Below are 23,534 nucleotides of genomic sequence, written 5' to 3'. Positions count from 1 at the left end.
GTTTGCGGGGCGACTTCGCCCGTTGCGTCCCCCACGACGTAATCCGACCGTGACCTAACCACAAAGTCCTCGTAGGTTCACCGCCCGTTCACTTACGGCCATCGACCGCGTCACCTGTTCTGCCTAATTTCGGCCCTACGTGATGGCGGCGCGATCGAACGGATCCACCGACAGCACGGGCACGGCCCGGCCACCTACGGCCACTCGAACCACTTCGCACGCCGCCCCGTGAGGCGGCTCCCGGAAGGAACTCCCGAAAGTGAAGCTTCAGCGCAAGAACCGGCGGGCCCTCACCCTCGGTGCTCTCGCCGTCTCCGGCGCCCTGGCCCTCACGGCGTGCGGCTCGGATGACACGGGTGACAAGGAGGGCGGCAAGAAGTCGAACGCCGCCAGCGACATCAAGTGCGAGGGCGCCAAGGGCCAGCTCGCCGCGTCCGGCTCGTCCGCCCAGAAGAACGCCATCGACGCCTGGGTGAAGCAGTACACGGCCGCCTGCAAGGACGTGCAGGTGCAGTACAACCCGACGGGTTCCGGCGCCGGGATCACGGCGTTCCTCCAGGGCCAGAGCGTCTTCGCCGGTTCCGACTCGGCCCTGAAGCCGGACGAGATCGCCGAGTCGAAGAAGAAGGTCTGCAAGGACAGCCAGGCCATCGACCTGCCGATGGTCGGCGGCCCGATCGCGGTCGGCTTCAACGTCCCGGGCGTCGACAAGCTCGTCCTGGACGCCAAGACCCTGGGCGACATCTTCAACAACAAGATCAAGAACTGGGACGACAAGGCGATCGAGAAGCTCAACCCCGACGCCAAGCTCCCCAGCACCAAGATCCAGGCCTTCCACCGCTCGGACGAGTCCGGCACCACGGACAACTTCACCAAGTACCTCAAGGGCGCCGCGCCGTCCGCCTGGCCCTACGAGCCCGGCAAGACCTGGACGCCCAAGGGCGGCCAGTCCGCGCAGGGCTCCTCCGGTGTCGCCCAGCAGGTGAAGCAGACCGCGGGCGCCATCTCGTACATGGAGCTGTCGTACGCCGAAGAGGGCATCAAGACCGTCGACCTGAAGACCGAGGCCAAGGAGCCGGTGGAGGCCACGGTCGACAACGCCTCCAAGGCGATCTCCGAGGCCAAGACCGTCGGTGAGGGCAAGGACCTCGCCCTCGAGCTGAACTACAAGCCCACCGCCGAGGGCGCGTACCCGATCACCCTGGTGACGTACGAGGTCCTGTGCGAGAAGGGCAACAAGAAGGACACGCTGCCCACCGCCAAGTCCTTCCTCAGCTACATCGCCAGCGAGGACGGCCAGGCCGTGCTCAAGGACAACGGCTACGCGCCGATCCCTGACGAGATCATCACCAAGGTCCGCGAGACCGTCGCAGGCCTGAGCTGACCCACAGGCGCGGCCCACCACCGGTGGGCCGCGCCGTCCGGTGCACCGCCGCCAGGAGTCACGCCGCCCACCGGCAGGCCGGCTCCGCAGACCGGAGAACCTCATGGACATATCCACGGACACCCCACCACCACGCCCACCGGCCACCGACGCCGAGCCCGCGACCGCCGAGCAGAAGCGCGCCGCCCGCGGCGCCACCCGCCCCGGTGACCGGGTCTTCCTCGCCCTCTCCCGCGGCTCCGGCATCGCGCTTCTGGTGACGATGGCCGCCATCGCGGCGTTCCTGGCCTACCGCGCGTCCAAGGCCCTCGCCGACAACGAAGGCGACTTCTTCACCACGTTCGAGTGGGACCCCGCCGGCATCACCACGGGCGGCAAGCCGGTCTTCGGCATCGCCGTGCTGGTCTTCGGCACGATCGTCAGCTCGATCATCGCGCTCCTCATCGCCGTCCCGGTGGCCATCGGCATCGCCCTGTTCATCTCGCACTACGCGCCGCGCAGGCTCGCCACCCCCATCGCCTTCGTGATCGACCTCCTCGCCGCCGTGCCGTCGATCGTCTACGGCCTGTGGGGCGCCATCGTGGTCGCACCCAACCTGACCGGCCTCTACGGCTGGCTCGACGACTACTTCGGCTGGACCGGGATCTTCTCGTACGACGGCGGTTCCCCGCGCTCCCTGATGACCGTCGGCATCCTGCTCGCGATCATGATCCTGCCGATCATCACCAACGTGAGCCGCGAGGTCTTCCTCCAGGTGCCGAAGATGCACGAGGAGGCCGCGCTCGCCCTCGGCGCCACGCGCTGGGAGGTCATCCGCATGTCGGTGCTGCCCTTCGGCCGCTCCGGCATCATCTCCGCCTCCATGCTGGGTCTCGGCCGCGCGCTCGGCGAGACGATCGCCGTGGCCACCGTGCTCTCGCCGACGTTCCTCATCCAGGCATCCGTGCTCGACTACGGGGGCGGCACCTTCGCCCAGAACATCGCCAGCAAGTTCAACGAGGCCGACCAGTACGGCCGGGACGCCCTCATCGCCTCCGGTCTGGTCCTTTTTGTCATCACTCTCCTTGTCAACGGCGCGGCCCGCCTGATCATCGCGCGCCGCAAGGAGTACTCGGGGGCCAACGCATGAGCACCAGCACCGTCAAGGCCTCCGGCCTCAGGACCGCCCGCCTCCCGCAGTGGACCCCGTACGTCGTCGCCCTGGGCTCGCTGGCTGTCGGCGTCGGCATCGGTGTCGGAGCCGGACTCGACTCCCGCATCCAGTGGGGCCTGATCGCGGCCGTCCTCCACGTCGGCGTCAGCTACGGCCTCGCCGTGTCCGTCGAGGGCACCCGCCAGGCGAAGGACCGCCTCGCCACCTCGATGGTGTGGGTGATGTTCCTGCTGGCCGTGCTTCCCCTCGCATCCCTGATCTTCGAGACCGTCAAGCGCGGCTCCGAGGTCTTCGACGGCTACTTCCTCACCCACTCCATGGGCGTGGTCGCCGACAAGGAGACCGGTGGCGGCATCTACCACGCCATCATCGGCACCCTGCAACAGGTGGCCCTCGCCAGCCTGATCGCCGTGCCGATCGGCGTGCTCACCGCGATCTACCTGGTCGAGTACGGCCGGGGCAAGCTCGCCAAGGCCGTCACGTTCTTCGTCGACGTGATGACGGGCATCCCGTCGATCGTCGCCGGTCTGTTCGTCCTCAGTCTCTGGATCCTGATCCTGGGCTTCGACCCCTCCGGCTGGGCCGGCGCCATGGCCCTGGCGATCCTGATGATGCCGGTGGTCGTGCGCTCCACCGAGGAGATGCTGAAACTCGTACCGAACGAGCTGCGCGAGGCCTCCCTCGCACTCGGCGTACCGAAGTGGCGCACCATCCTGAAGGTGGTCCTGCCCACCGCGATCGGCGGCATCACGACCGGCATCATGCTGGCGATCGCCCGTATCGCCGGTGAGACCGCGCCCGTGCTGCTCTTGGTGTCGGTGAACCCCTTCATCAACACGAACCCGTTCGAGAACTCGCAGGGCTCACTGCCGCTGTACATCTACCAGCAGTACGCGTCCGGTACCCAGCCCGGTTACGACCGTGCCTGGGCGGCGGCGCTCGCCCTGATCGCCTTCATCATGATCCTCAACCTCGTGGCCCGTGGCATAGCCCGCTGGAAGGCCCCGAAGACCGGTCGCTGAGGCGACTCCCCACGGCTCCGCTCCGTCGAGCGGGGACCACCCGGCGACCGACAGCAGACTTCCCGAAAGCAGTGATCTCCATGGCCAAGCGAATCGACGTATCCGGCCTCAACGCCTACTACGGTTCACACAAGGCGATCGAAGACATCTCCATGACCGTGGAGCCGCGCTCCGTGACGGCCTTCATCGGCCCGTCCGGCTGCGGCAAGTCCACGTTCCTGCGCACCCTGAACCGCATGCACGAGGTCACCCCCGGCGGTCGTGTCGACGGCAAGGTGCTCCTCGACGGCGACGACCTGTACGGCTCCGGCGTGGATCCGGTGAACGTGCGCCGCACCATCGGCATGGTCTTCCAGCGCCCGAACCCCTTCCCCACCATGTCGATCTACGACAACGTCGCGGCGGGCCTGAAGCTCAACGGCTCGTACAAGAAGAGCGAACTCAGCGACGTCGTGGAGAAGTCCCTCAAGGGCGCCAACCTCTGGAACGAGGTCAAGGACCGCCTGAACAAGCCGGGCTCCGGGCTCTCCGGCGGTCAGCAGCAGCGCCTGTGCATCGCCCGCGCCATCGCCGTGGAGCCGCAGGTGCTCCTGATGGACGAGCCCTGCTCGGCGCTCGACCCGATCTCCACCCTCGCCATCGAGGACCTCATCGGCGAGCTGAAGGAGCGCTTCACGATCGTCATCGTGACGCACAACATGCAGCAGGCGGCCCGTGTCTCGGACCGCACCGCCTTCTTCAACCTCTCGGCGGTCGGCCAGCCCGGCAAGCTCATCGAGATCGACGACACGGAGCGCATCTTCTCCAACCCGTCGGTCCAGGCCACCGAGGACTACATCTCCGGCCGCTTCGGCTGAGCCTCCCCGGCCGGAAAGAACTCCCCGCGGTGCTGCATGGCGGTGCCACCGCAGGGACGCAAAAGGGCCCGCCCCCTGGCTCCCGGGGGGCGGGCCCGCGCCTTTGCCGCACCCCCCTCGCCCGCCCCGGCCGCGGCCTGCGCCGCGGCCCCGGAAGCAGCGGGGACGACGGAGCCCCCGGCCCGGATCAACCGATCCGAACCGGGGGCTCTCCACTCACGAGCAGGCCCGCAGCAGCCCCGGCCGGGCCCGCGGAGGACCCGCGCGGGCCCAGGGAGGGCCGCCTACAGGAACGCCAGATTCACGACCCAGAAGCTCACCGCGGCCACCAGGGCAGCGGCGGGCATCGTGATGAACCAGCCCAGGATGATGTTCTTGGCGACGCCCCAGCGCACCGCGTTCACCCGCTTGGTCGCACCCACGCCCATGATCGCGGACGTGATGACGTGCGTCGTGGAGATCGGCGCGTGGAACATGAACGCGGTGGTGAACATGATGCCCGCGCCCGTGGTCTCCGCCGCGAAGCCCTGCGGCGGGTCCAGCTCGATGATCTTGCGGCCGAGGGTCCGCATGATGCGCCAGCCGCCCGCGTACGTACCGAGCGACAGCATCAGCGCACAGGAGATCTTGACCCAGATCGGGATCGGGTCGCCCGGGTCCTCGACGTCCGCGATGACCAGGGCCATCACCACGATGCCCATCGTCTTCTGGGCGTCCTGGAGGCCGTGCCCGAGCGCCATGCCGGCCGCCGAGACGGTCTGGGCGATCCGGAAGCCGCGCTTGGCCTTGTGCGGGTTGGACTTGCGGAACATCCACATGATCGCGCACATCACCAGATAGCCGATCACCAGACCGACCAGGGGCGACAGGAACATGGGGATGACGATCTTCTCGACCACCCCGGACCAGATCACCCCGATGCCACCGGCGAGCGCGGCGCCCACCAGGCCGCCGAAGAGCGCGTGCGACGAGGAGGAGGGCAGGCCGAAGTACCAGGTGACGAGGTTCCAGACGATCGCTCCGACCAGACCGGCGAAGAGGATCCACATCCCCTTGTTGCCGTGCGGCGTCTCGATCAGCCCCTCGCTGACCGTCTTGGCGATGCCGCTGCCGAGGAAGGCACCGGCGAGGTTCATGACCGCGGCCATGGCGAGGGCCGCGCGCGGCGTGAGCGCACGCGTGGAGACGGAGGTGGCGATGGCGTTCGCGGAGTCGTGAAAGCCATTCGTGTACGTGAAACCGAGCGCGACGCCAATGGTCACGATCAACGCGAAGGTGTCCATGGAGGTGCCTCAGGACTCCTTGACCGCGATGGTCTCCACCGTGTTGGCGACGTGCTCGAACGCGTCGGCCGCCTCTTCGAGCACGTCGACGATCTGCTTGAGCTTCAGCACCTCCATGGCGTCGTACTTGCCGTTGAAGAGCTGCGCGAGGAGCTTGCGGTGGATCTGGTCGGCCTGGTTCTCGAGGCGGTTGACCTCGATCCAGTACTCGGTGAGGTTGTCCATGGTGCGCAGGTGCGGCATGGCCTCGGCCGTCAGCTCGGCGGCGCGGGCGAGCACCTCGATCTGCTGCTCCACTCCCTTGGGAAGCTCCTCCACCTGGTAGAGGACGACCAGGTCGACGGCCTCCTCCATGAAGTCCATGATGTCGTCGAGCGAGGACGCGAGGGAGTAGATGTCCTCGCGGTCGAACGGCGTGATGAACGAGGAGTTCAGCTGGTGGAAGATCGCATGCGTCGCGTCGTCCCCCGCGTGTTCCGCGGCCCGCATACGCTCTGCGATCTCGGCCCGGGCCGAAGAATCGGCCCCGAGCAGTTCCATCAGGAGCTTGGAGCCTGTGACGATGTTGTCCGCGGACGCGGCAAACATGTCGTAGAAGCTCGTCTCCCTGGGGGTCAGACGAAATCGCACGTGGGGTCCTCGGGGTGCTCTGGATGCGGTCAGGCTGATGCTAGGCGCATCATCCGGCCACGGCTAACCGGCCAGACCCCAGTGTCGCCCATCAGGCACAGTGATCAGCACACCACCCGAGGAATCGGCTACCCTATACCCACCAGGGGTATGCACAGGAGGACGCGATGACGACCACCGACGCGGCCGGCGCGGCCACGACCACCGAAGCGCCCTCCGGCCCCGACCGGACGGCCGAGCCCGGCCAGGCCCACAAGACGCACGGGTACCACAAGCAGAAGGACGAACACCTCAAGCGCCTGCGCCGCATCGAGGGCCAGATCCGTGGCCTGCAACGCATGGTCGAGGAGGATGTCTACTGCATCGACATACTCACGCAGGTCTCCGCGGGCACCAAGGCCCTCCAGTCCTTCGCCCTCCAGCTCCTGGAGGAGCACCTGCGCCACTGCGTCGCCGACGCGGCGGTCAAGGGCGGCGACGAGATCGACGCGAAGGTGGAGGAGGCGACGAAGGCGATCGCCCGGATGCTCCGTACGTGACACGCACCGTTCGCCCTCCGGAGCACATGCGGACAAAAGGGGCGAGTGGGCGGGGAGGACCCGCCGTGAAGCGGCGAAACAAAAGTCCGGAAACCCATGGGACAACGTCCGGTAAACGGTGCGGAGTGTTGCTGGCGGGGTCGGGAGCATCCTTGGCGGGGGTCGGGCGCGGGCCGGGCTGAGCCGGGGTGCGGGCCGGGGCCCGGGCGCGGGCCGAGCTGAGGGCCGGGCGCGGGCCGGGGGCCGGGCCCGGGTGCGGGCCGGGGGCCGGGGCCCGGGGGTTGGGCCTACGGCCGGGATTCGTCCCGGCCCACCCCGCCCTCGTACCCGTCGGAGACCTGGAGCACCTCGTCGATCCGGTCAGCGCTGAGCCGCTCCCCGCGCGCGGCGGACGCCGCGATGATCAGTTCGCCGCACAGCTCGATCTCGGCGAGGGCAACGTGGTCCTGAACTGCCGTCCCACCCAGCGGAGCCACGTTCACCACCTCTTCCTGACCACGGTCGTGCCGGTACCGGCTTCCTAGAGTAGGGAGCGGCCTGCGCACCGCGCATGGCACGGACGGACCATATTGCACCCCTCATTCCCCCCTCCGCCCCGACGGTCCGAGGCCTGTGCCGCCGAGGGCGGTCACCGCCGTTCAGCGGGCCACCCCCAAGTGCAACGGCTCAGCGCTCGGCAATCTTCCCGGCGAAGATGTCCTTGTCCGCGGGGAGCCGTACGTGGACCCGGGTCCCGAAGGCGTACAGCGAAGTCGTCGACGCCACCGCCGCGTTGGCCACCTTGAACTGGTGGCGGACCTTGCGCAGCCGCCCCTGTTCGTCGAGGTAGGCGTCGAAGGGCACGCGGCCCTTGCTGAACCCTTTCGCCAGTGCTGACCGCAGCGCGGGGCCGTGCTCCTTCGAAGCGGACCGCGTGGCGCGGGCGAGGTCGACGACGCCGCGGTAGTGGACCACGTCGACGCCGCCGACCCGGGTGTGCTCCACGTACGTCACCCGCCGCGCGCCGCGCAGGAGTTCCGCGGCGACCAGCGGGTCGGTGGCGCCGCCGGTGACGAGGTTGCCGTCGGACAGCTGGGCGGGCTCGATGCGCACCCATTTGTCGGCGGGCACCCCGGCCCCGCGGTTCTTCATGTACAGGTCGCCGCCCGCCATCAGCTCCGTGACCGGGGGCCTGTGCTCGCCGCGGGTGCCCGCCGGGTCCTCGGGCAGGACGACGTCGAAGCGGCCGACGCGGCGCCGGAAGTCGTACCCGCCGCGCCCGGTGACCGTCACGCGGGTGCCGCCGCTCGCCATCTCCATGGAGGTGCGCGCCCTGGCGCTGCCGACGCGCTCCGGCGAGTCCGCGGCCTCGCGCACGGCGCCCACGGGGTCGGCGGCCGCCGGGTCGTCGCCGGCCACCGCGCCACCGCCGGAGCAGCCCGTGACGAGCGCCATGAGGCCCGCCGCGGCGACCGTGGCCGCGGCGGTCGCTCTGCCCGTGTGCCTGTGCTGCTGCCCCATCGCGCCGGCGACCCCCATCCCTTCCGTTGTCGTTTTGACTAACGACCGGTACGGGCCCCCGTCACGCGACGGTGGGGTGCGCCCCGCAGGGGGCGCGGGGAGCCGCGCGCTCGACGCGCGACAAGCGCAGACGCGTCCGCGCAGTTGCTCGGCGGACGCGTCTGCGGCACCTCCGTGGCTGGTCGCGCGGTTCCCCGCGCCCCTGACGGGGCGCCGCCGACGGGGGCGTTCACCTGACCGGCGTACCGTGGCCGCGTGGCCCAGCAGCAACCTCCCGAGCCCCACCGGACCTCCACCGTCGAGAACGGCCCGTTCTGCGCCGCCCGCTGCACCTGCGGCTGGCGCGGTCCTGCCCGCAGAGCCCGCAGCAAGGCCCGCGCCGACGCCGCCGACCACCTCACCCGGCCGATGTAGCGGCGGATCCGATGTCGCCGCGCCGGGGAACCCGTACCGCGCCCGCACCGTCTCGTTGTGCGGGAAGCAACGGGAGGGCCTCATGCAACGACGTACGTTCCTCGGAACGGCCACCGCCGCACTCGCGGCGGGCGCCACCGCCGCCTGCTCGGGCAGCGCCAAGGACACCGCCGCCGGGTCCGGCGGCACGGGCGACAGCGGCGCCCTGGACAGCAGGGGCGGCAGCGCGGGCGGCAGCGGGGGCACCACCCCCATGAAGACCGCGGCCGCCTCCGCTCCGGCGAACCTCGCGGCTCTGGCCAGGGATCTGGACGGCACCCTGATACGCCCTGACGAGGCCGCCTGGGCCACCGCGCGCCAGCTCTACAACACCCGCTTCGACAACCTGCGGCCCACCGCCGTCGCCTATGTGGCGGGCGTGGACGACATCCGCACCACCCTGGCGTACGCCCGTGCCCACGACACCCCCGTGGCCATCCGCAACGGCGGGCACTCCTACGCCGGTTGGTCGTCGGGCACCGGCCGCCTCGTCATCGACGTGTCGAAGCTCAACCGCGTACGCAGCTCCGGCACCACCGCCACCATCGGCGGCGGCGCCAAGCTCATCGACGTCTACCGCTCGCTGGCCGCCAAGGGCGTCACCGTCCCGGCGGGCTCCTGCCCGACCGTCGGCATCAGCGGCCTCACCCTCGGCGGCGGCCACGGCGTGGTCTCCCGCGCCTACGGCCTCACCTGCGACAGCCTCACCGGTGCGACGCTGGTCACGGCCGACGGCAAGCAGATCAGGGCCGACAGGACCGAGAACAAGGAGCTGTTCTGGGCCCTGCGCGGCGCGGGCAACGGCCAGTTCGGCGTCGTCACCGAGCTGACCTTCCGCACCCACCCGGCCCCGCAGGCCGTCTCCGCCTATCTGAGCTGGCCCTGGTCGAAGGCCGCCGCCGTGCTCAAGGCATGGCAGGCGTGGGGTCCCGCGCAGCCGGACGAGATCTGGTCGTCGCTGCACCTGGCCGCCGTGCCGGGCGGCACGCCCACCGTCTCGGTCGCGGCGTTCTCGCTCGGCACGTACGGCTCGTTGCAGAACGCCGTGGACCGGCTCGCGGACAAGGTGGGCGCGCCGGCGCGCAGCGTGTCGTTGAAGCGCCGCTCCTACGAGCAGGCGATGGAGGTGTACGCGGGCTGCTCGTCGTTCGCCACGGACGCGCAGTGCCATCTGCCCGGGTCGACACCGGGGCGTACGCCGAGCGGCGCGCTCGGCAGGGAGACGTACGCGGCCCGCTCCGACTTCTTCGACCGGTCGCTGTCCGGCGCCGGAATCCGCGCGATGCTCGCGCGGATCGAGTCGGTGCGCGGCCCGCGCGGCACGGCGGGCAGCATCGCCCTGACCGCGCTCGGCGGCGCCGTCAACCGCGTCGACCCGACGGCGACGTCCTTCGTGCACCGGCGTTCGCGGATGCTCGCGCAGTACATAGTGTCCTGGCGCCCCGGCACGTCCGGCAGCACTTCCCGGGCCTGGCTCGACTCGGCCCACGGCGCGCTGACGCGGTACGCGTCCGGGGCGGCGTACCAGAACTACACGGACCCGACGCTCACCAACTGGCGCGAGGCCTACTACGGTCCTGCGGCGCCGCGCCTGAAGAAGGTGAAGCAGCGGTACGACCCGACGCGCTTCTTCTCGTTCCCGCAGGCGCTGTAGGCGGCGCGGACCGCCGGGGCGCTACGCCGCCAGGTCCCGCTCGTCCGCCTCCGGCGCCGTCTCCTGCTCGGTCAGCGTGGCGACGGGCTCGACGTCGCCCGCTCCGCGCCACACCAGCCGGGAGGCCCGCGCCGAGCGTCCGACGGCCTTGGCGAGCGGCGTCAGGAGGGCCATGGCGAGCGGGGAGAGCAGCAGCGCGACCGCCGTGCCGAGCGCGAAGCCGCCGACGACGTCCGTGGGGTAGTGCACGCCCATGAAGACGCGGCAGAAGCCTTCGGCGGCGGCCAGCGCGATGCCGGCGATGCCGAACTTGCGGTGGGCGACGAACAGGCCGACGCCGATGGCCATCGCGAGCGTCGCGTGATCGCTCACGAAGGAGAAGTCGCTCTTGCCGTCGACGAGGACGTCCAGGCCCTGGTGGTCCTCGAAGGGCCGTGGCCGCTCCACGAAGCCCCTTATGGGGATGTTCACGAGAACGGCGACACCGGCGGCGAGCGGCGCCCACACCACGGCGGCGACGGAGGTGGCGGCGTCGTCGAGTGCGCCTCGTCTTCGGGCGCCCCACCAGCACCACACGACGAGCAGGACGAGGGCGAGCAGCAGTCCGTACTCGCCGACGAACGCGATCGCCCTGGCCAGCCAGCCAGGGGCGTCGTCTGCCATGCCGTTGATGTCGTAGAGCAGGCTGACATCGGGGTTCGACCCGGAATCATCGAGTCCAGCCATGGTGCTGCGGCCCCTTGTCCTCTTCACTCATGAGCGCGCGCCGTTGCGCGCCCTTCCATCAACCCCCGTGGTCAGTGCAGTCGTGCCCGCGTGCGTGCCGTCTATCCCGTACCAGTCAAGGGAACGCCCGGTCCCCCTCACTACGTTCCACTCTCCACCGAAAGATCACTCAGACGTTATCGAAGAGAGATTCATCGCCGCAGCTCAGGGGCTTGCTCTGACGGAGGGTTCAAGCCAGATCACACGGCGCACGCGCCGCGCGCGGGCCTCCGCTCAGCACTCGGGCAGAGCGCCCGCGCGGCCCGCGGGGCGCGGGTCAGGCCCCCGCGCGCCCGTCCGCGCCGCTGTCCGCGGGCCGTCCCGACGGCCGTCCGACGGGACCGCCGGACGGTTCGCCCGAGGGCTCCCCGGCCGGCCCTCCGGAGGTCTCTCCGGCAGGTGTGCGGGCCGGTTCCCTGGTGGCATCGCCCGCGGCGGCCTCCGCCGCCCCTGCGCCCGCACCGCCCTCGTCCGTCCCGGCACCCGGTTCCGCACCCGTGCCGTTCTCCGGCCCCGCGGGCTCCTCGCGCCCCTCCGGCTTCTCCTCCGCACGCTCGACACGCTTCTCCACCGGCTTCCCGGGGATCGCTTTTGCGCCATCTTCGGTGACCCGCGTGGCGCCGAAGTAGTCCGGGGTGTCAACCGGGTCGAAGCGGATCACCGCGCCCGGCCGGGGGGCGTCGATCATGTAGCCGCCGCCCACGTAGAGGCCGACGTGCCGGATGGCGCGCGAGTTGCCGAGGTCGTCCGAGAAGAAGACCAGGTCGCCCGGGAGCAGCTCCTCCCGCTTGGGGTGCGGCCCGGCGTTGTACTGGTCGTTGGCCACGCGCGGCAGGTCGATCCCGACGCTGCGGTACGCGGCGAGCGTCAGCCCCGAGCAGTCGAACCTGCCGTTCTGGTCGGCGGTTCCGTTGCCGCCCCACAGATACTCCGTGCCCAGCTTCCGCTGCGCGTAGGAGATCGCTCCCGCCGCCTGCTGCGATGGATTCACCCGGCCGATGGGCCTGGCGAAACTCTGCTCGAGGGTCGTGATGATCTTGACGTAGTTCTGCGTCTCGTTGTACGGCGGCACCCCGCCGTACTTGAGCACGGCGTAGGCGCCCGCGTTGTACGCGGCGAGCATGTTCTTCGTCGGGTCGCCGGGCGCGTCCTTCACGTACTTCGCGAGCTGGCAGTCGTACGAGGCCGCGGAGGGGATGGCGTCCTTGGGATCCCACACGTCCCGGTCCCCGTCCCCGTCCCCGTCGATCCCGTGCGTGGCCCACGTCCCCGGGATGAACTGCGCTATGCCCTGCGCCTTGGCGGGGCTCTTCGCGCGCGGGTTGAAGCCGCTCTCCTGATACAGCTGGGCGGCGAGCAGGGCCGGGTTGATGGCCTTGCACAGATTGCCCCACTTCTGTACGAGGGGCTGGTACGACGCCGGTACGGCGCCCTTGGCCAGGCCGACGTTCCCGCCGCCCCCGGCACCCCCCGCCGTGCTGCCCGCGACGACGAACGTCCCGATGACGAGCAGCCCGATGAACCCCATGGACCCGCTGAACGCGACGGCCGCGAGCAGCCACGTCTTACGCACCGTCAACCACCCCAAGGCTCCCGGGAGTCCGCCGGACCCAGTGTAGGGGCGACGGTCTCCGCACCGGCGCGGAACACACGCCCCGGAGAGCACGCTTCCCCTGCCCCCTGGCCGACATGCCCCCGCACACATGACGGGAAACAGTCCGTCACCGGCGATTGACGGAGCGCCAACTCTGCCAGAATGTAGGGGCGTTGAGCGCGGGGGGCGCGGGCGGAGGGGACTGCCCGCTGCCGGTCAGCCGCGCCTTACGGCTGGGGGGAGCCGCAGATGGAGTCCAAGCGACCCGACGACCGGGGCGGGGAGCCGGTGGACCGGCACCCGGATCCCGACGGCCGCTCCGACGAGCCCGGTGCCCGGCAGGCACCCACCGCCCCGGAGGACCACTCGCACGGGGCTCGGGGCTACCCTGACCCGCCTCACGGGGACCCCGATCGGCCTCAGGACAGTCTCGACAGTCCCGGTCCGCCTCAAGGCACCCCCGGTCCGCCTCCCGGCAACCCCGGACCGCCTCCCGGCAACCCCGGACCGCCTCCCGGCAACCCCGATCCACCCCGAGGCAACCCCGACCCGCCCCAGCGCACCCCCGGCACTTTCGGCCCCCCGCCCACCCAGCCCCCGGGGACACCCCCGGGCGCGCCAGGGGGGACGATGCCGGGCGCGCCACCGGCACCGGTGTACCCGGCACCCCCGCCCCACCCCGCCTACGGCCCACCGCACCCCTACGCCGCCCCATCCCCGGCCGCCCCCGGGCCCTACGGCACCCCCGAGGTCCTGGGGACCGCCACACGGCCCGGGGCGCCCCCGCCGGAACCCGCTCCGCGCGAGCCCCTGCGGCCGCTCGCCGCCGCGCTGCTCAACCTCACCGGGCTCGGCCTCGGGTACGTGCTGATCAAGGCCTGGCTGCCGGCGGCGCTGTGCTGGGCGGCCACCGCCGGGCTGCTCCTGGTCGCGCTGCCGGCCGACGTGGACGGCGTACCGGGCGGGGCCCTCCTCGGCTATCTCGCCGTGCTCGTGCTCGCCGCAGCCGACGCCGCCCGCAGGGCCCTGCGCGCACCCATCGGCTGGCGCCTGCGGGCACCCCTCGCGGCGGCACTCGGCATCGTGCTGCTCGCCGTCCCGGCCTCCGGCGCCCTCGCCTACGACACCGCCAAGGACGAGGCCGTCGAGGACATGCTGCTGGACCGCCTCAGCAAGGCCGACCGCATCGTCGAGGACCAGGGCGGCCGCCCCTTCGCCGCCACGAAGAACCAGTACGGCACCGCCCTGGACATCTACCGCGGCCTCCTAGACGACCACGCGGACTCCCGCGCAGCCGACCGCGTACCCGGCCGCCTGGACGCGTACTACAAGTCCGTCGCGGCCCCGTACACCGAGAAGCAGTACTGCGAAGCCGTCGAACCGCTGAAGTATCTGCGCACCCTGCCGGGCACCGTCGGCAAGGAGCGCCTCGGCCGCCTCGCGAGCTGGCCCGACAGCCGCCTCGCCGACTCCCTCCACGCCTGCGGGATGACCTCGCTCGGCACGACCAAAGGCGGCTCCGACCTGCGCGAACTCCTGGAGACCTTCCCCGGCTCCGCGGCGGCGGACAAGGTCGTGCCCGGCATCCGCGCCGCCATCGACGACCGCACCGCCGAGCTGAGGGGCGCCGACCCCTGCACGGCGGCGGGCGAGCTGCGCGCCATCCGCGCCACCACCGTCTCGCTGCCCGCAGGAGCGGGCGCCCCGCTCGGCACGAAGGCCGCCGACGCCGTCGAGTCCGGCACCTACGCCTGCGGGGTCGACCAGTTCGAGGACGGCCGCTACAGCGAGGCCGCGAGGACCCTCGACGGCTTCGCGGACACCTACCGGGCCAGCGGCAAGCGCGAACGCGCCAGGACCATCGCCATCGCCGCCGAGGTCGCCGCCGTCAGGCCGCAGGCGGGCGGCAGGCTGCCCGCGCAGCGCGGACCCGGCTCCGGCCAGGACTTCGTGGTGCGCAACGACGGCCCCGGCGCCGTCGAGATCCTGTTCACGGGGCCCGCCACCGGCAGCGTCAAGCTCGGCGCCTGCGCGGGCTGCACCACGTACAGCACCCGTGCCGAAGGCAAGTCCAAGGCCTGCAAGGCGAGCGGCCGCAGCTATCCGCAGAAGACGCTGCGGCTCCCGCCCGGCGAGTACCACTTCCTCTACAAGCGCGACACCGCCGCCATCGGCAGCAGCGGCCTGGTCCGCAACCACAGCGACGGCGCCACGGTCCAGAGCGGCTACCGCTACACGGACTGCGCGTACGTCGTCAGCGGCGGCCTCGGCGACTTCGCACCCCGCTCCTGACCCGCACCCGCCCCGAGCCGGCCCCCCGTCAGGGGCGGCCGGCCCGCCCGTGCCCGAGGTGACGTCAGCGGCCACGCCGGACATTGATTGCCCGGCGTCACCCCGCGTGATACACAGAGTGACCATACGTTCCCTCGTATACCGTTCTGCGCTCGCCGCCGACCGGCGACGTGGGCTGCGTACGACGAAACGCACGAAGTCGGCCAACAATTGACGTCAAGGCGGCACGCGCCGGGCCGATTGTCAGCGAGAATGAGCTCCGTCCTCTGCACTGGGTAGGCAGAGGTGAGCAGAGGTGCCGGAACAACGCACTAGGGGCGGTGAGTTACACATGCTTATGGCAGCCGAGAAGGGCGACATCAACACCATCATCGGTGGGATCGCCCCCGACTGGGGCCCCTTCGGGAGCCTGGGCAACGAGGCGCGCGTGATGATCGAGGTGGTGATGGCGATCGCCATCCTGTTGTGCCTCGGCATCGCGATCTGGGGCGCCGCCAAGCAGCGCATCGGCGCGACGGCGCTGCGGGACACCTTCAGCGCGGAGCAGGGCAAAGGTTTGATCATCGCCGGGCTCACCGGCGTCTTCATCATCGGATCACTGGGCACGCTGTTCACCATCGTGTACGGCATGGCGGTCTGACCGGCCCTGCCACCCGTTCCTTCCCCGTCCGTCGTGCCCACCGGCTGAGGTTGCAACTCCCTGATGTCGAGTCACCACACCGCGCCCGCGCGGGAACCAGCACGGCTACCGTCGTGTCTGGTCCACCCGACGGACCGCGCGGTCGAGCAAGAGGTTGAGGGGACGTACGCGGCATGAGCGATGACGATGACCTCTTCGGCGGTACGGGCGAGACGCGGACGCGGCTCCCCGAGCGCGACGGCGCGGACGGGTACGGCCCGGCGCGCAGATCCGGCCGTTCCGCGGGACGGTCCCCCTCCCGCAGCGTCGTCACCGTCGTCGGCGTCGTCGTCCTCCTCATCGCGGCCATCGCCTTCGCCAACCGCGGCGGGTCGTCGTCCGACGACGGGGGCGACGGGGGCCGGGGCGGCGGGAAGGGGCCGGAGGCGGCGTCCACGGCTGCCTCCGGGGAGAAGCCGGTGAGCGGGGGCACGGGAGGGATTCCTTCCGGTTACTCCGAGAGCGAGCAGGGTGCGCAGAGCGCGGCCGCCAACTACGCGGTGGCGCTCGGCTCCGCCGAGATGTTCGACAAGTCCAAACGGGTCGGCATCCTCAAGGCCATCATGGCTCCCGGCAGCGTCGACGGGTTCGCGGCGGATCTCGACAAGGCGTACAACCCCGCCTTCTTCAAGAACGTGGGCCTCAACCCGGACGGCACCACGCCGAGCGGTTTCCAGTTCGTCTCGCGCACCAGCCCGATCGGCACCAAGGTCGTCGAGTTCGGCGACGGCAGGGCAACGGTGGAGGCCTGGTGCGGCGGGCTGCTCGGGCTCGCAGGGGAGCAGTCCACCAAGCCGGTCACCAGCAGCTGGTTCACCATCACCATGAAGCTGCGGTGGACAGACGGCGACTGGAAGATCACCACCCACTCGCAGAAGGAAGGTCCCGCCCCGGTCCCGGGCGACGACCGCGCGTCCAGCTCCGACGAGATCGCCGAGGCGGTCGAAGGGTACGGAGGGTTCACCTATGCCCGGTAGTCGACGCCATCCCGTGCTGGCCGTCACCGCCGCCGTCGCGGCCGTGCAGACCGCTGTCCTCCTCTTCGCCACCCGCGCCGCCGCCGCACCCGACGACGACCCCTGCCGCCTCATCCACGGCCCCGCCAAGAAGTACTGCGAGCAGGGCGAGGGCGGAGACAGCCGCACCCCCAGGTCCCCGACCGACGAGGGCGGTGGCCTCGAGAGCCTCGACCCCCTCGCCTCCCTCGCCAAAGGCTTCGGCGACGCCGCCTCATGGATCGTCAACAAGCTCACGGAGTACGTGAACGAGACCGCCGCGGTGGACTTCACCAACGAGAAGTTCCTTCAGCAGTACGCCGTGGTGTTCGCCGCGTCGACCGTCCTGACGCTGATCGTGTGGCTGCTCGCGGTCGCCAAGCGCGCCATCCGCGGCGTGCCCATGCTCACCGCGCTGTCCGAGGCCATCGGATTCCTGTGGCTGACGGTCCTCGCCTCGGCGTTCACCCCGCTGATCCTGGCCACCATCGTGTCCGCGACCGACGGCATCTCCGAGGTGCTGGCCAGCTCGGTGGGCGGCGAGACCGACGAGTTCTTCGGCACGTTCTCGCAGGCCCTGGACAAGGGCACCGACATCGGCGGCGGCCCGATCATGCTGATCGTCGTCTCCGCCGTGTCCATCGCGGCCGCGGGCATCCTCTGCCTGGAGCTCGTCATCCGCGCCGCCATGCTGTACGTCGGCGCGCTCCTCGGCACGGTCGTCTACTCCGGCCTCGTGGACAAGAACACCTGGGGCCGCATCCGCCGCTGGGCGGGCCTGATGATCGCGATCATCCTGGTGAAGCCGATCATCGTCATCGTCCTCGGGATCGCGGGCGCGCTCCAGGGCGAGGACGGCCCCGACTCCCTGTCCGCCGTGGTGTCCGGGCTCTCCGTCATCCTCCTCGCGATCTTCGCAAGCGCCTCCATCTACCGCTTCGTCCCCGGCTTCGGCGACGACATCATGGCCACCCGCAACAACCGCCTCATGCGCGGCGCCGAGAACCGCGCCGCCACCGCCCTCAACTCGCCCGCCGCCTGGGTCGCCCAGGGCATCCGCACCCACAGCGCCCGCTCCAACGGCAAGGCGGGCGGCGGCCAGGCCGGCGGCGGCGACAGCCCGGCCCAGCCCGCCACGGCCAACGCCGTCGGCAGCGGTGTGTCCACCCACGGCCACCGCTCGGCGCCCCCCTCGGGCGGCGGCTCCGCCCCCGCCGCACCCCCGCCCCGCACCAGCCCGTCGAGCACACCGCACGCGGGCGAACGCACCGGAAGCACCAACAGTCCTGGAGGTGAAGGGCGTTGACGACCCAGTCCCATGTGTCCCCACCGGTCACGCCCCGCCGCACCTATCTGATCGGCCGCGCCCGGCCGAACGCCATCATCGGCCGCAACCGCGAGACCGGCGAGATCGCCCTGATCATCGCCGGCGGCTTCCTCGGCATGATGTGCGGCATCCTCATCCCCTTCCTCGCACTGCGCCTCGTCCTGCTCATGGGCTTCCCGCTGATCGCCATCGCGGCGGTCTACCTGCCCTTCAAGCAGCGCACGTTCTACAAGTGGTTCGAGATCAACCGCAGCTTCAAGCGGTCGCTCAAGCGCGGCACCACCTACCGCTCGGGCGCCGCCGAGGCGGGCGTACGCCTCGACGGGCGCGAGGTCGAGGTCGGACCGCCGCCCGGCATCGGCCGCATCAACTGGCTCGCCGCCCCCTTCGGACCCGACGAGATCGCCGTACTCCTGCACGCCGACCGGCGCACCGTCACCGCCGCCATCGAGATCGAGGGCCCCGGCGTCGGGCTGCGCGACAGCGAGGACCAGGAGGCCCTCGTCGACCGCTTCGGCACGCTCCTCAAGCACGTCGCCAACGGCGACGGCTTCGTGACCCGGCTCCAGATGCTGGCCCGCACGCTGCCCGCCGACCCGGACGCGCACGCCAAGGACGTCACCGCCCGCGGCGACGACCGCTCCCTGCCCTGGCTCCAGCACTCCTACGACCAGCTCCAGTCGATGGTGTCCACCAGCAGCGAGCAGCACCGCGCCTACCTCGTCGCCTGCATGCACTACTCCCGCGACCTCGCCGCCGAGGCCCAGGCCATGGCGCGCGCCGGCCACCCCCGCGGCGGTCGCAAGCTGGACAAGGACGCCGGGCTCGCCATCGTCATGGCCCGTGAGCTCACCGACATCTGCTCCCGCCTCCAGGAGGCGGACATCCGCGTCCGCCAGCCCCTCGGCCAGGGCCGCCTCGCCTCCCTCGTGCACTCCATGTACGACCCGGACCACCCCATCGACCACATCCAGGCGATGACGAAACGCAACGCCTGGCCCGCCGAGCTGGACGCGATGGAGCCCACCTACCTCCAGGCGAAGACCCGCGAGTCCTCCACCCGCGCCCCCTGGTGCCACGCCACGGCCTGGGTGAAGGAGTGGCCGATGACCCCCGTCGGCGTCAACTTCCTCGCCCCGCTGCTCGTCCACACCCCCGACGTCATCCGCACCGTCGCCGTCACGATGGACCTGGAGCCCACCGAGGTCGCCATCGAGCGGATGCTGACCGAGAAGACCAACGACGAGGCCGAGGCCAGCCGCCAGGCCAAGATGAACCGCACCGTCGACCCCCGCGACATCGCCTCGCACTCCCGCCTGGACCAGCGCGGCGAGGACCTCGCGAGCGGCGCGGCGGGCGTCAACCTGGTCGGCTACATCACGGTGTCGTCCCGCTCCCCGGAGGCCCTCGCCCGCGACAAGCGGACCATAAGGGCATCGGCCGGAAAGTCGTATCTGAAGCTGGAGTGGTGCGATCGCGAGCACCACCGGGCATTTGTGAACACGCTGCCGTTCGCGACCGGCATCCGTCGATGACGGTCCTGCGACGCGGCACCGCCGACGAACAGGCCAACGGTAAGGGTGTGAAGGTGCGATGCGGGACCCGCTGACCGTCCTCACGGACGCGTTCACGTCCTTCCTGTTCGGGAAGGTCGAGACGACACGCCTGCCGGTGCGTACGTCGACGGGGCAGGCCCAGGCGGTCTACCTGCCGACGGCCGCGCCCGGCCTCGGCGACTCCGGCGTGATCATCGGCCGTGAGGTGTACTCCGGCAAGGGCTACATCTACGACCCGTTCCAGCTGTACGGGCAGCAGCTCCCGGCGCCGCACTGGCTGGTGCTCGGCGAGTCGGGCAACGGCAAGTCGGCCCTGGAGAAGACGTACGTCCTGCGCCAGCTGCGGTTCAAGGACCGCCAGGTCGTCGTCCTGGACGCCCAGGGCGAGGACGGCGTGGGCGAGTGGAACCTCATCGCGCAGGAACTGGGCATAACTCCCGTCCGGCTCGACCCGACGGCCGCCCTCGACATGGGCATCCGCCTCAACCCCCTGGACCCGGCGATCACCACGACGGGCCAGCTCGCGCTGCTCCGCACGATCATCGAGGTGGCCATGGGCCACGGCCTCGACGAGCGCTCGGGCTTCGCCCTGAAGGTCGCGCACGCCTACGTCAACGAGACCATCGCCGACCGCCAGCCCGTCCTCACCGACATCGTCGACCAGCTGCGCCACCCCGAACCGGAGTCCGCGGAGGCGATGAACGTCGCCATAGACGACGTCCGGGCCTGGGGCCTGGACGTGGCCCTGGTCCTCGACCGGCTCGTGGACGGCGACCTGCGCGGCATGTTCGACGGCCCCACGACCGTCGGCATCGACCTGGACGCGCCCCTGACCGTTTTCGACCTCTCCCACATCGACCGCAACTCCATCGCCATGCCCATCCTCATGGCCATCGTCGGCGTGTGGCTGGAGCACACCTGGATCCGCCCCGACCGGAAGAAGCGCATCTTCCTCGTCGAGGAGGCCTGGCACATCATCAACTCGCCCTTCGTGGCACAGCTATTCCAGCGCCTCCTGAAGTTCGGCCGCCGGCTCGGCCTGTCCTTCATCGCGGTCGTCCACCACCTCTCCGACGTCGTCGACGGAGCAGCCGCCAAGGAGGCCGCCGCCATCCTGAAGATGGCGTCGACCCGCACCATCTACGCCCAGAAGGCCGACGAGGCCCGCGCCACCGGCCGTGTCCTCGGCCTGCCGCGCTGGGCCGTCGAGATCATCCCCACGCTGACGCCCGGCATCGCCGTCTGGGACGTCAACGGCAACGTCCAGGTGGTGAAGCACCTGATCACGGAGACGGAACGCCCCCTGGTCTTCACCGACCGCGCCATGACGGAGTCCGCGAGCGACCTGCTCGCCCACGACGCCTTGGTGGCCGCGGAACGGGAGGCGGAGGAGAGGGCCGCGTACATGGAGAAGCAGCTGGGCGACGGCCCGGCGGGCTCCCGGTCGACGGTGGCGTGACATGCGGCCGGACGGGCGTTACCGGGAGCGGGGGCCCGCGCCCGACGAGGGGGCGCGCGGGCGGGGCGGTGTGCCGGACGGCCTCCTGGTGGCCGTACTCGCCTTCCTGCTCGGCATGGTGGTGCTGGTCTGGTCCGCCACGGGCATCGCGGGTTGGTGGGCGCACGGCGCGTGGCCGGAGCACGTGACGTTCGGCGAGACGCCGCCCGCCGTACGGCACCTGATCGAGGAGCCGCACGACATCCCGGGCGCCTGGCCCAGGACACCGGGCGACCAGCTCTCCGGCTACGGCCTCTTCTGGGGCCTCCTCATCGGCCAGGTCATGATCCTCGTCGTCCTGACCGTCTTCACCCTGGGCACGGTGGCCCGCTACCGAGCCGTCCGCAGGGCCCGCAGAGCGGCACCCGTCCAGCACCACCCGGCGCCGGAACACTCCACTCCGGCTCCGGCTCCGGCTCCCACAGTGGACGCCACCCCCGCTGCCGGTCCCGTTCGAGCGGAGCCGAGAGCTCGGGAAAGGGTGGGCACAGCCCACGACGGCACCGCGCCCACACCGACGACCCCCGCCCCCACGGACCCGGTGCCATCGACGGCACCGACGGCACCCGATGTGGTCCTGTCCAAAACGCCGACGTTCCCCACCCCCCGTACCCCGCTGGTCCTCGGCACAAGAGCAACCCACCGCCCCCTGGCAGCAGAGGCCATCGCCACCGCGGAGTCCGCAGCCCTGATCGTCACTTCCGACCCCACCCTGTGGGAGGAGACCAAGGACGCGAGAGCCAAACTCGGCCCCGTCCTCGTCTACGACCCCTCCCACCTCTGCGACACCCCGGCCCGCCTCCACTGGCCCCCCACCTCGGGCTGCGAGGAGAGCGCCACGGCCGCCCACCGCGCCAGATCCCTGCTCGCCCCGATCAGACCGAGCGCCAAACTGGACACCGCGGTCGCCGACACCGCCGACACCCTGCTGCGCAGCTTCCTGCACGCCGCCGCCGTCGACGGCCGCAACATCAAGCACGTACACCGCTGGGCCCAGGGCACCCAGGTCCAGGACGCCGTCCGCATCCTGCGCACCCACCCCAAGGCGAGTCCGGGCGCGGCGGGCGAGCTGGAGTCCGCGCTCACCGCGCACCCCGAACGCCGGGACATCGCACAGGAGCTGACGGCCCGTGCGCTCTCGGCCCTTTTCACGGTGAACGTACGGGAGTCGTGCACACCGAACCGAACTGATGCGCTCACCCTGGATTCCTTCATCGATGAAGGGGGCACGCTTTTTGTGGTGGGCGAGGCGATCGAGGACCCCAAGACCGATCCCGGCGCCATGCCGCTCCTCACGGCACTCGCCTCCAGCGTGGTCGAGCACGGCCGGCGCATGGCCGAACGGTCATCCTCCGGTCGGCTCGACCCACCACTCGCCCTCGTGCTCGACGATGTCGCCGCGGTCGCCCCGCTCCCGCAGCTCCCGGAGCTGCTCGCCACCGGCGCGGAACGGGGGATGCCGACGCTGGCCCTGCTCCGCTCCCGCGAACAGGGCCGCGCCCGCTGGCCGCACGACGAGCTGACGGTCTGACCGGGCGGCGAGTCGACTGGCGTACGGGACCGGCGTACGGGACCGGTGCAGCCGGCCGGTGGGGCTGCCGGGCTAACCCCCGGCCCGCTCGAGCACCATTTCCCGCTCCCGCGCCTCCGGGTCCCCCGGCACGGGCACGGCCTCCCCGCTGGGTACGAACCCGAACCTCCGGTAGAACGCCTCCGCGCGCGGGTTGTCCTCGTGCACGAAGAGCCGCACCCGGTCCACGCCCGCTCCCTCGGCCCCGGGTGCTCGCGCCCAGTCGACCGCCGCTGCGAACAGCGCGTCGGTGAGGCCCGTGCCGCGGTACTCGGCCCGTACGAAGGCACCCACGAGATGCGCCTGCCGCACCGTGGTCCGTTCCGTGCCGAGCGCGCCCTGTGTCCCCGGCTCCTCGATCAGCACGGTCACCGAGCCCGCCCAGGCCCCGTCCCGCCCTTCGGCGATGAACTGCCGCATCCCGCGCGAGGGCACCGCGGCTCCCTCCGTGCGTTCCTGCCAGTAGGCGTCGGGCTTGGCGACGGCGCTCTCGTACGTCTCCAGGAAGGCGACCGGAGCCGCCGGGTCCCGCAGGGCGAGCAGCCGCAGCTCACGGACCTTCTGCCAGTCCTCGGTGCGCACGGACCGTATGAGGTGTTCCATACACCGATCTTGGGCGGCGGACCGACCGCACGCAACGCGATTTGCCCACGAGCAGCTGGTGCTGACCTGGCCGTGACCGGTCCTGAACGCAGAAAACCCCCGCACCGTGAGGTGCGGGGGTTTCCCATAAAATTTGTTCGGCGGCGTCCTACTCTCCCACAGGGTCCCCCCTGCAGTACC

The 23,534-nt window shown here is 71.0% G+C and carries 21 protein-coding genes; 14 read left to right on the top strand and 7 right to left on the bottom strand.

Annotation, left to right across the window (positions count from 1 at the left end; translation table 11 throughout):
* The first annotated feature begins 259 nt into the window (after nt 1–259).
* From pstS to pstB, 4 genes are all read left to right on the top strand, one after another.
* Nucleotides 260–1,384 carry a phosphate ABC transporter substrate-binding protein PstS gene (gene pstS, locus ACH4DX_RS21160; RefSeq protein WP_398120875.1) on the top strand — a complete coding sequence of 375 codons (1,125 nt, stop codon included), beginning with the start codon at nt 260–262 and terminating at the stop codon, nt 1,382–1,384.
* A gap of 103 nt (nt 1,385–1,487) precedes the next feature.
* Nucleotides 1,488–2,513, top strand: coding sequence for a phosphate ABC transporter permease subunit PstC (gene pstC / locus ACH4DX_RS21155; RefSeq protein ID WP_398120874.1), 1,026 nt, complete (start codon nt 1,488–1,490; stop codon nt 2,511–2,513).
* Nucleotides 2,510–3,559 (top strand): phosphate ABC transporter permease PstA, encoded by a 1,050-nt coding sequence (pstA, locus tag ACH4DX_RS21150; RefSeq protein WP_398120872.1) that lies wholly within the window; start codon nt 2,510–2,512, stop codon nt 3,557–3,559. Before pstC ends, pstA begins: the two co-directional genes overlap by 4 nt.
* 80 nt (nt 3,560–3,639) lie before the next feature.
* A complete protein-coding gene (gene pstB, locus ACH4DX_RS21145) occupies nt 3,640–4,416 on the top strand; it encodes a phosphate ABC transporter ATP-binding protein PstB (protein WP_398120870.1) in 777 nt (258 codons plus the stop codon).
* A 284-nt stretch (nt 4,417–4,700) separates the two neighbouring features.
* Here pstB and ACH4DX_RS21140 read toward each other — a convergent pair whose 3' ends face one another.
* Together ACH4DX_RS21140 and ACH4DX_RS21135 are read right to left on the bottom strand one after the other, a co-directional pair.
* Complete coding sequence (locus ACH4DX_RS21140) at nt 4,701–5,699, bottom strand: anion permease (RefSeq protein ID WP_398120868.1); 999 nt, start codon at nt 5,697–5,699, stop codon at nt 4,701–4,703.
* Nucleotides 5,700–5,708: 9 nt separating this feature from the next.
* On the bottom strand, nt 5,709–6,329 hold the full coding sequence (locus ACH4DX_RS21135; protein ID WP_398120866.1) for a DUF47 domain-containing protein: 621 nt from the start codon (nt 6,327–6,329) through the stop codon (nt 5,709–5,711).
* A gap of 167 nt (nt 6,330–6,496) precedes the next feature.
* On the opposite strand from ACH4DX_RS21135, the gene ACH4DX_RS21130 reads away from it, so the two are divergent.
* Nucleotides 6,497–6,868, top strand: coding sequence for a metal-sensitive transcriptional regulator (locus ACH4DX_RS21130; protein ID WP_398120864.1), 372 nt, complete (start codon nt 6,497–6,499; stop codon nt 6,866–6,868).
* 287 nt (nt 6,869–7,155) lie between these two features.
* On the opposite strand, the gene ACH4DX_RS21125 is transcribed toward ACH4DX_RS21130, so the two are convergent.
* Nucleotides 7,156–7,350 (bottom strand): hypothetical protein, encoded by a 195-nt coding sequence (locus tag ACH4DX_RS21125; protein WP_398120862.1) that lies wholly within the window; start codon nt 7,348–7,350, stop codon nt 7,156–7,158.
* A 184-nt stretch (nt 7,351–7,534) separates the two neighbouring features.
* Complete coding sequence (locus ACH4DX_RS21120; RefSeq protein ID WP_398120861.1) at nt 7,535–8,386, bottom strand: hypothetical protein; 852 nt, start codon at nt 8,384–8,386, stop codon at nt 7,535–7,537.
* A 237-nt stretch (nt 8,387–8,623) separates the two neighbouring features.
* Here ACH4DX_RS21120 and ACH4DX_RS21115 point away from each other — a divergent pair, with 237 nt between their 5' ends.
* On the top strand, nt 8,624–8,782 hold the full coding sequence (locus ACH4DX_RS21115; RefSeq protein WP_398120859.1) for a hypothetical protein: 159 nt from the start codon (nt 8,624–8,626) through the stop codon (nt 8,780–8,782).
* Nucleotides 8,783–8,864: 82 nt separating this feature from the next.
* A complete protein-coding gene (locus ACH4DX_RS21110; RefSeq protein ID WP_398156251.1) occupies nt 8,865–10,475 on the top strand; it encodes an FAD-binding oxidoreductase in 1,611 nt (536 codons plus the stop codon).
* 21 nt (nt 10,476–10,496) lie between these two features.
* Here ACH4DX_RS21110 and ACH4DX_RS21105 read toward each other — a convergent pair whose 3' ends face one another.
* Both ACH4DX_RS21105 and ACH4DX_RS21100 read right to left on the bottom strand, forming a co-directional pair.
* Entirely contained in the window at nt 10,497–11,201 is a 705-nt protein-coding gene (locus ACH4DX_RS21105) for a phosphatase PAP2 family protein (RefSeq protein WP_398120855.1), read from the bottom strand.
* Nucleotides 11,202–11,517: 316 nt separating this feature from the next.
* The gene (locus ACH4DX_RS21100) at nt 11,518–12,813 is read right to left on the bottom strand and encodes an NlpC/P60 family protein (protein WP_398156250.1); all 1,296 of its coding nucleotides are present in this window, start codon (nt 12,811–12,813) and stop codon (nt 11,518–11,520) included.
* 651 nt (nt 12,814–13,464) lie between these two features.
* On the opposite strand from ACH4DX_RS21100, the gene ACH4DX_RS21095 reads away from it, so the two are divergent.
* From ACH4DX_RS21095 to ACH4DX_RS21065, 7 genes are all read left to right on the top strand, one after another.
* Nucleotides 13,465–15,126, top strand: a complete 1,662-nt coding sequence (locus ACH4DX_RS21095; protein WP_398156249.1) for a hypothetical protein — start codon at nt 13,465–13,467, stop codon at nt 15,124–15,126.
* Nucleotides 15,127–15,457: 331 nt separating this feature from the next.
* Nucleotides 15,458–15,766, top strand: a complete 309-nt coding sequence (locus tag ACH4DX_RS21090; RefSeq protein ID WP_058846371.1) for a hypothetical protein — start codon at nt 15,458–15,460, stop codon at nt 15,764–15,766.
* A gap of 173 nt (nt 15,767–15,939) precedes the next feature.
* A complete protein-coding gene (locus ACH4DX_RS21085; protein WP_398156248.1) occupies nt 15,940–16,782 on the top strand; it encodes a hypothetical protein in 843 nt (280 codons plus the stop codon).
* A complete protein-coding gene (locus ACH4DX_RS21080) occupies nt 16,772–18,106 on the top strand; it encodes a hypothetical protein (RefSeq protein WP_398156247.1) in 1,335 nt (444 codons plus the stop codon). Before ACH4DX_RS21085 ends, ACH4DX_RS21080 begins: the two co-directional genes overlap by 11 nt.
* Nucleotides 18,103–19,662, top strand: a complete 1,560-nt coding sequence (locus ACH4DX_RS21075; protein ID WP_398120848.1) for an SCO6880 family protein — start codon at nt 18,103–18,105, stop codon at nt 19,660–19,662. Before ACH4DX_RS21080 ends, ACH4DX_RS21075 begins: the two co-directional genes overlap by 4 nt.
* A 58-nt stretch (nt 19,663–19,720) precedes the next feature.
* Nucleotides 19,721–21,142 carry an ATP-binding protein gene (locus ACH4DX_RS21070; RefSeq protein ID WP_398156246.1) on the top strand — a complete coding sequence of 474 codons (1,422 nt, stop codon included), beginning with the start codon at nt 19,721–19,723 and terminating at the stop codon, nt 21,140–21,142.
* Nucleotide 21,143: 1 nt separating this feature from the next.
* Complete coding sequence (locus ACH4DX_RS21065) at nt 21,144–22,712, top strand: type IV secretory system conjugative DNA transfer family protein (protein ID WP_398156245.1); 1,569 nt, start codon at nt 21,144–21,146, stop codon at nt 22,710–22,712.
* A gap of 72 nt (nt 22,713–22,784) precedes the next feature.
* Here the strand turns inward: ACH4DX_RS21065 and ACH4DX_RS21060 are convergent, their stop codons facing one another.
* On the bottom strand, nt 22,785–23,354 hold the full coding sequence (locus ACH4DX_RS21060; RefSeq protein ID WP_398156244.1) for a GNAT family N-acetyltransferase: 570 nt from the start codon (nt 23,352–23,354) through the stop codon (nt 22,785–22,787).
* Between the last annotated feature and the right edge of the window lie 180 nt (nt 23,355–23,534).

The sequence above is a fragment of the Streptomyces sp. NPDC017940 genome (assembly GCF_044328435.1).
Classification (GTDB): domain Bacteria; phylum Actinomycetota; class Actinomycetes; order Streptomycetales; family Streptomycetaceae; genus Streptomyces.
The sequence above is the reverse complement of the archived record's forward strand: the minus strand, read 5'-3'. Positions and strand labels throughout refer to the sequence as shown.

Coding starts and splice junctions, on each gene's coding strand:
- pstC (WP_398120874.1), top strand. CDS start 1,488: ATGGACATATCCACGGACACCCCACCACCACGCCCACCGGCCACCGAC.
- pstA (WP_398120872.1), top strand. CDS start 2,510: ATGAGCACCAGCACCGTCAAGGCCTCCGGCCTCAGGACCGCCCGCCTC.
- pstB (WP_398120870.1), top strand. CDS start 3,640: ATGGCCAAGCGAATCGACGTATCCGGCCTCAACGCCTACTACGGTTCA.
- ACH4DX_RS21140 (WP_398120868.1), bottom strand. CDS start 5,699: ATGGACACCTTCGCGTTGATCGTGACCATTGGCGTCGCGCTCGGTTTC.
- ACH4DX_RS21130 (WP_398120864.1), top strand. CDS start 6,497: ATGACGACCACCGACGCGGCCGGCGCGGCCACGACCACCGAAGCGCCC.
- ACH4DX_RS21120 (WP_398120861.1), bottom strand. CDS start 8,386: ATGGGGGTCGCCGGCGCGATGGGGCAGCAGCACAGGCACACGGGCAGA.
- ACH4DX_RS21110 (WP_398156251.1), top strand. CDS start 8,865: ATGCAACGACGTACGTTCCTCGGAACGGCCACCGCCGCACTCGCGGCG.
- ACH4DX_RS21105 (WP_398120855.1), bottom strand. CDS start 11,201: ATGGCTGGACTCGATGATTCCGGGTCGAACCCCGATGTCAGCCTGCTC.
- ACH4DX_RS21095 (WP_398156249.1), top strand. CDS start 13,465: ATGCCGGGCGCGCCACCGGCACCGGTGTACCCGGCACCCCCGCCCCAC.
- ACH4DX_RS21090 (WP_058846371.1), top strand. CDS start 15,458: ATGCTTATGGCAGCCGAGAAGGGCGACATCAACACCATCATCGGTGGG.
- ACH4DX_RS21085 (WP_398156248.1), top strand. CDS start 15,940: ATGAGCGATGACGATGACCTCTTCGGCGGTACGGGCGAGACGCGGACG.
- ACH4DX_RS21080 (WP_398156247.1), top strand. CDS start 16,772: ATGCCCGGTAGTCGACGCCATCCCGTGCTGGCCGTCACCGCCGCCGTC.
- ACH4DX_RS21070 (WP_398156246.1), top strand. CDS start 19,721: ATGCGGGACCCGCTGACCGTCCTCACGGACGCGTTCACGTCCTTCCTG.
- ACH4DX_RS21065 (WP_398156245.1), top strand. CDS start 21,144: ATGCGGCCGGACGGGCGTTACCGGGAGCGGGGGCCCGCGCCCGACGAG.
- ACH4DX_RS21060 (WP_398156244.1), bottom strand. CDS start 23,354: ATGGAACACCTCATACGGTCCGTGCGCACCGAGGACTGGCAGAAGGTC.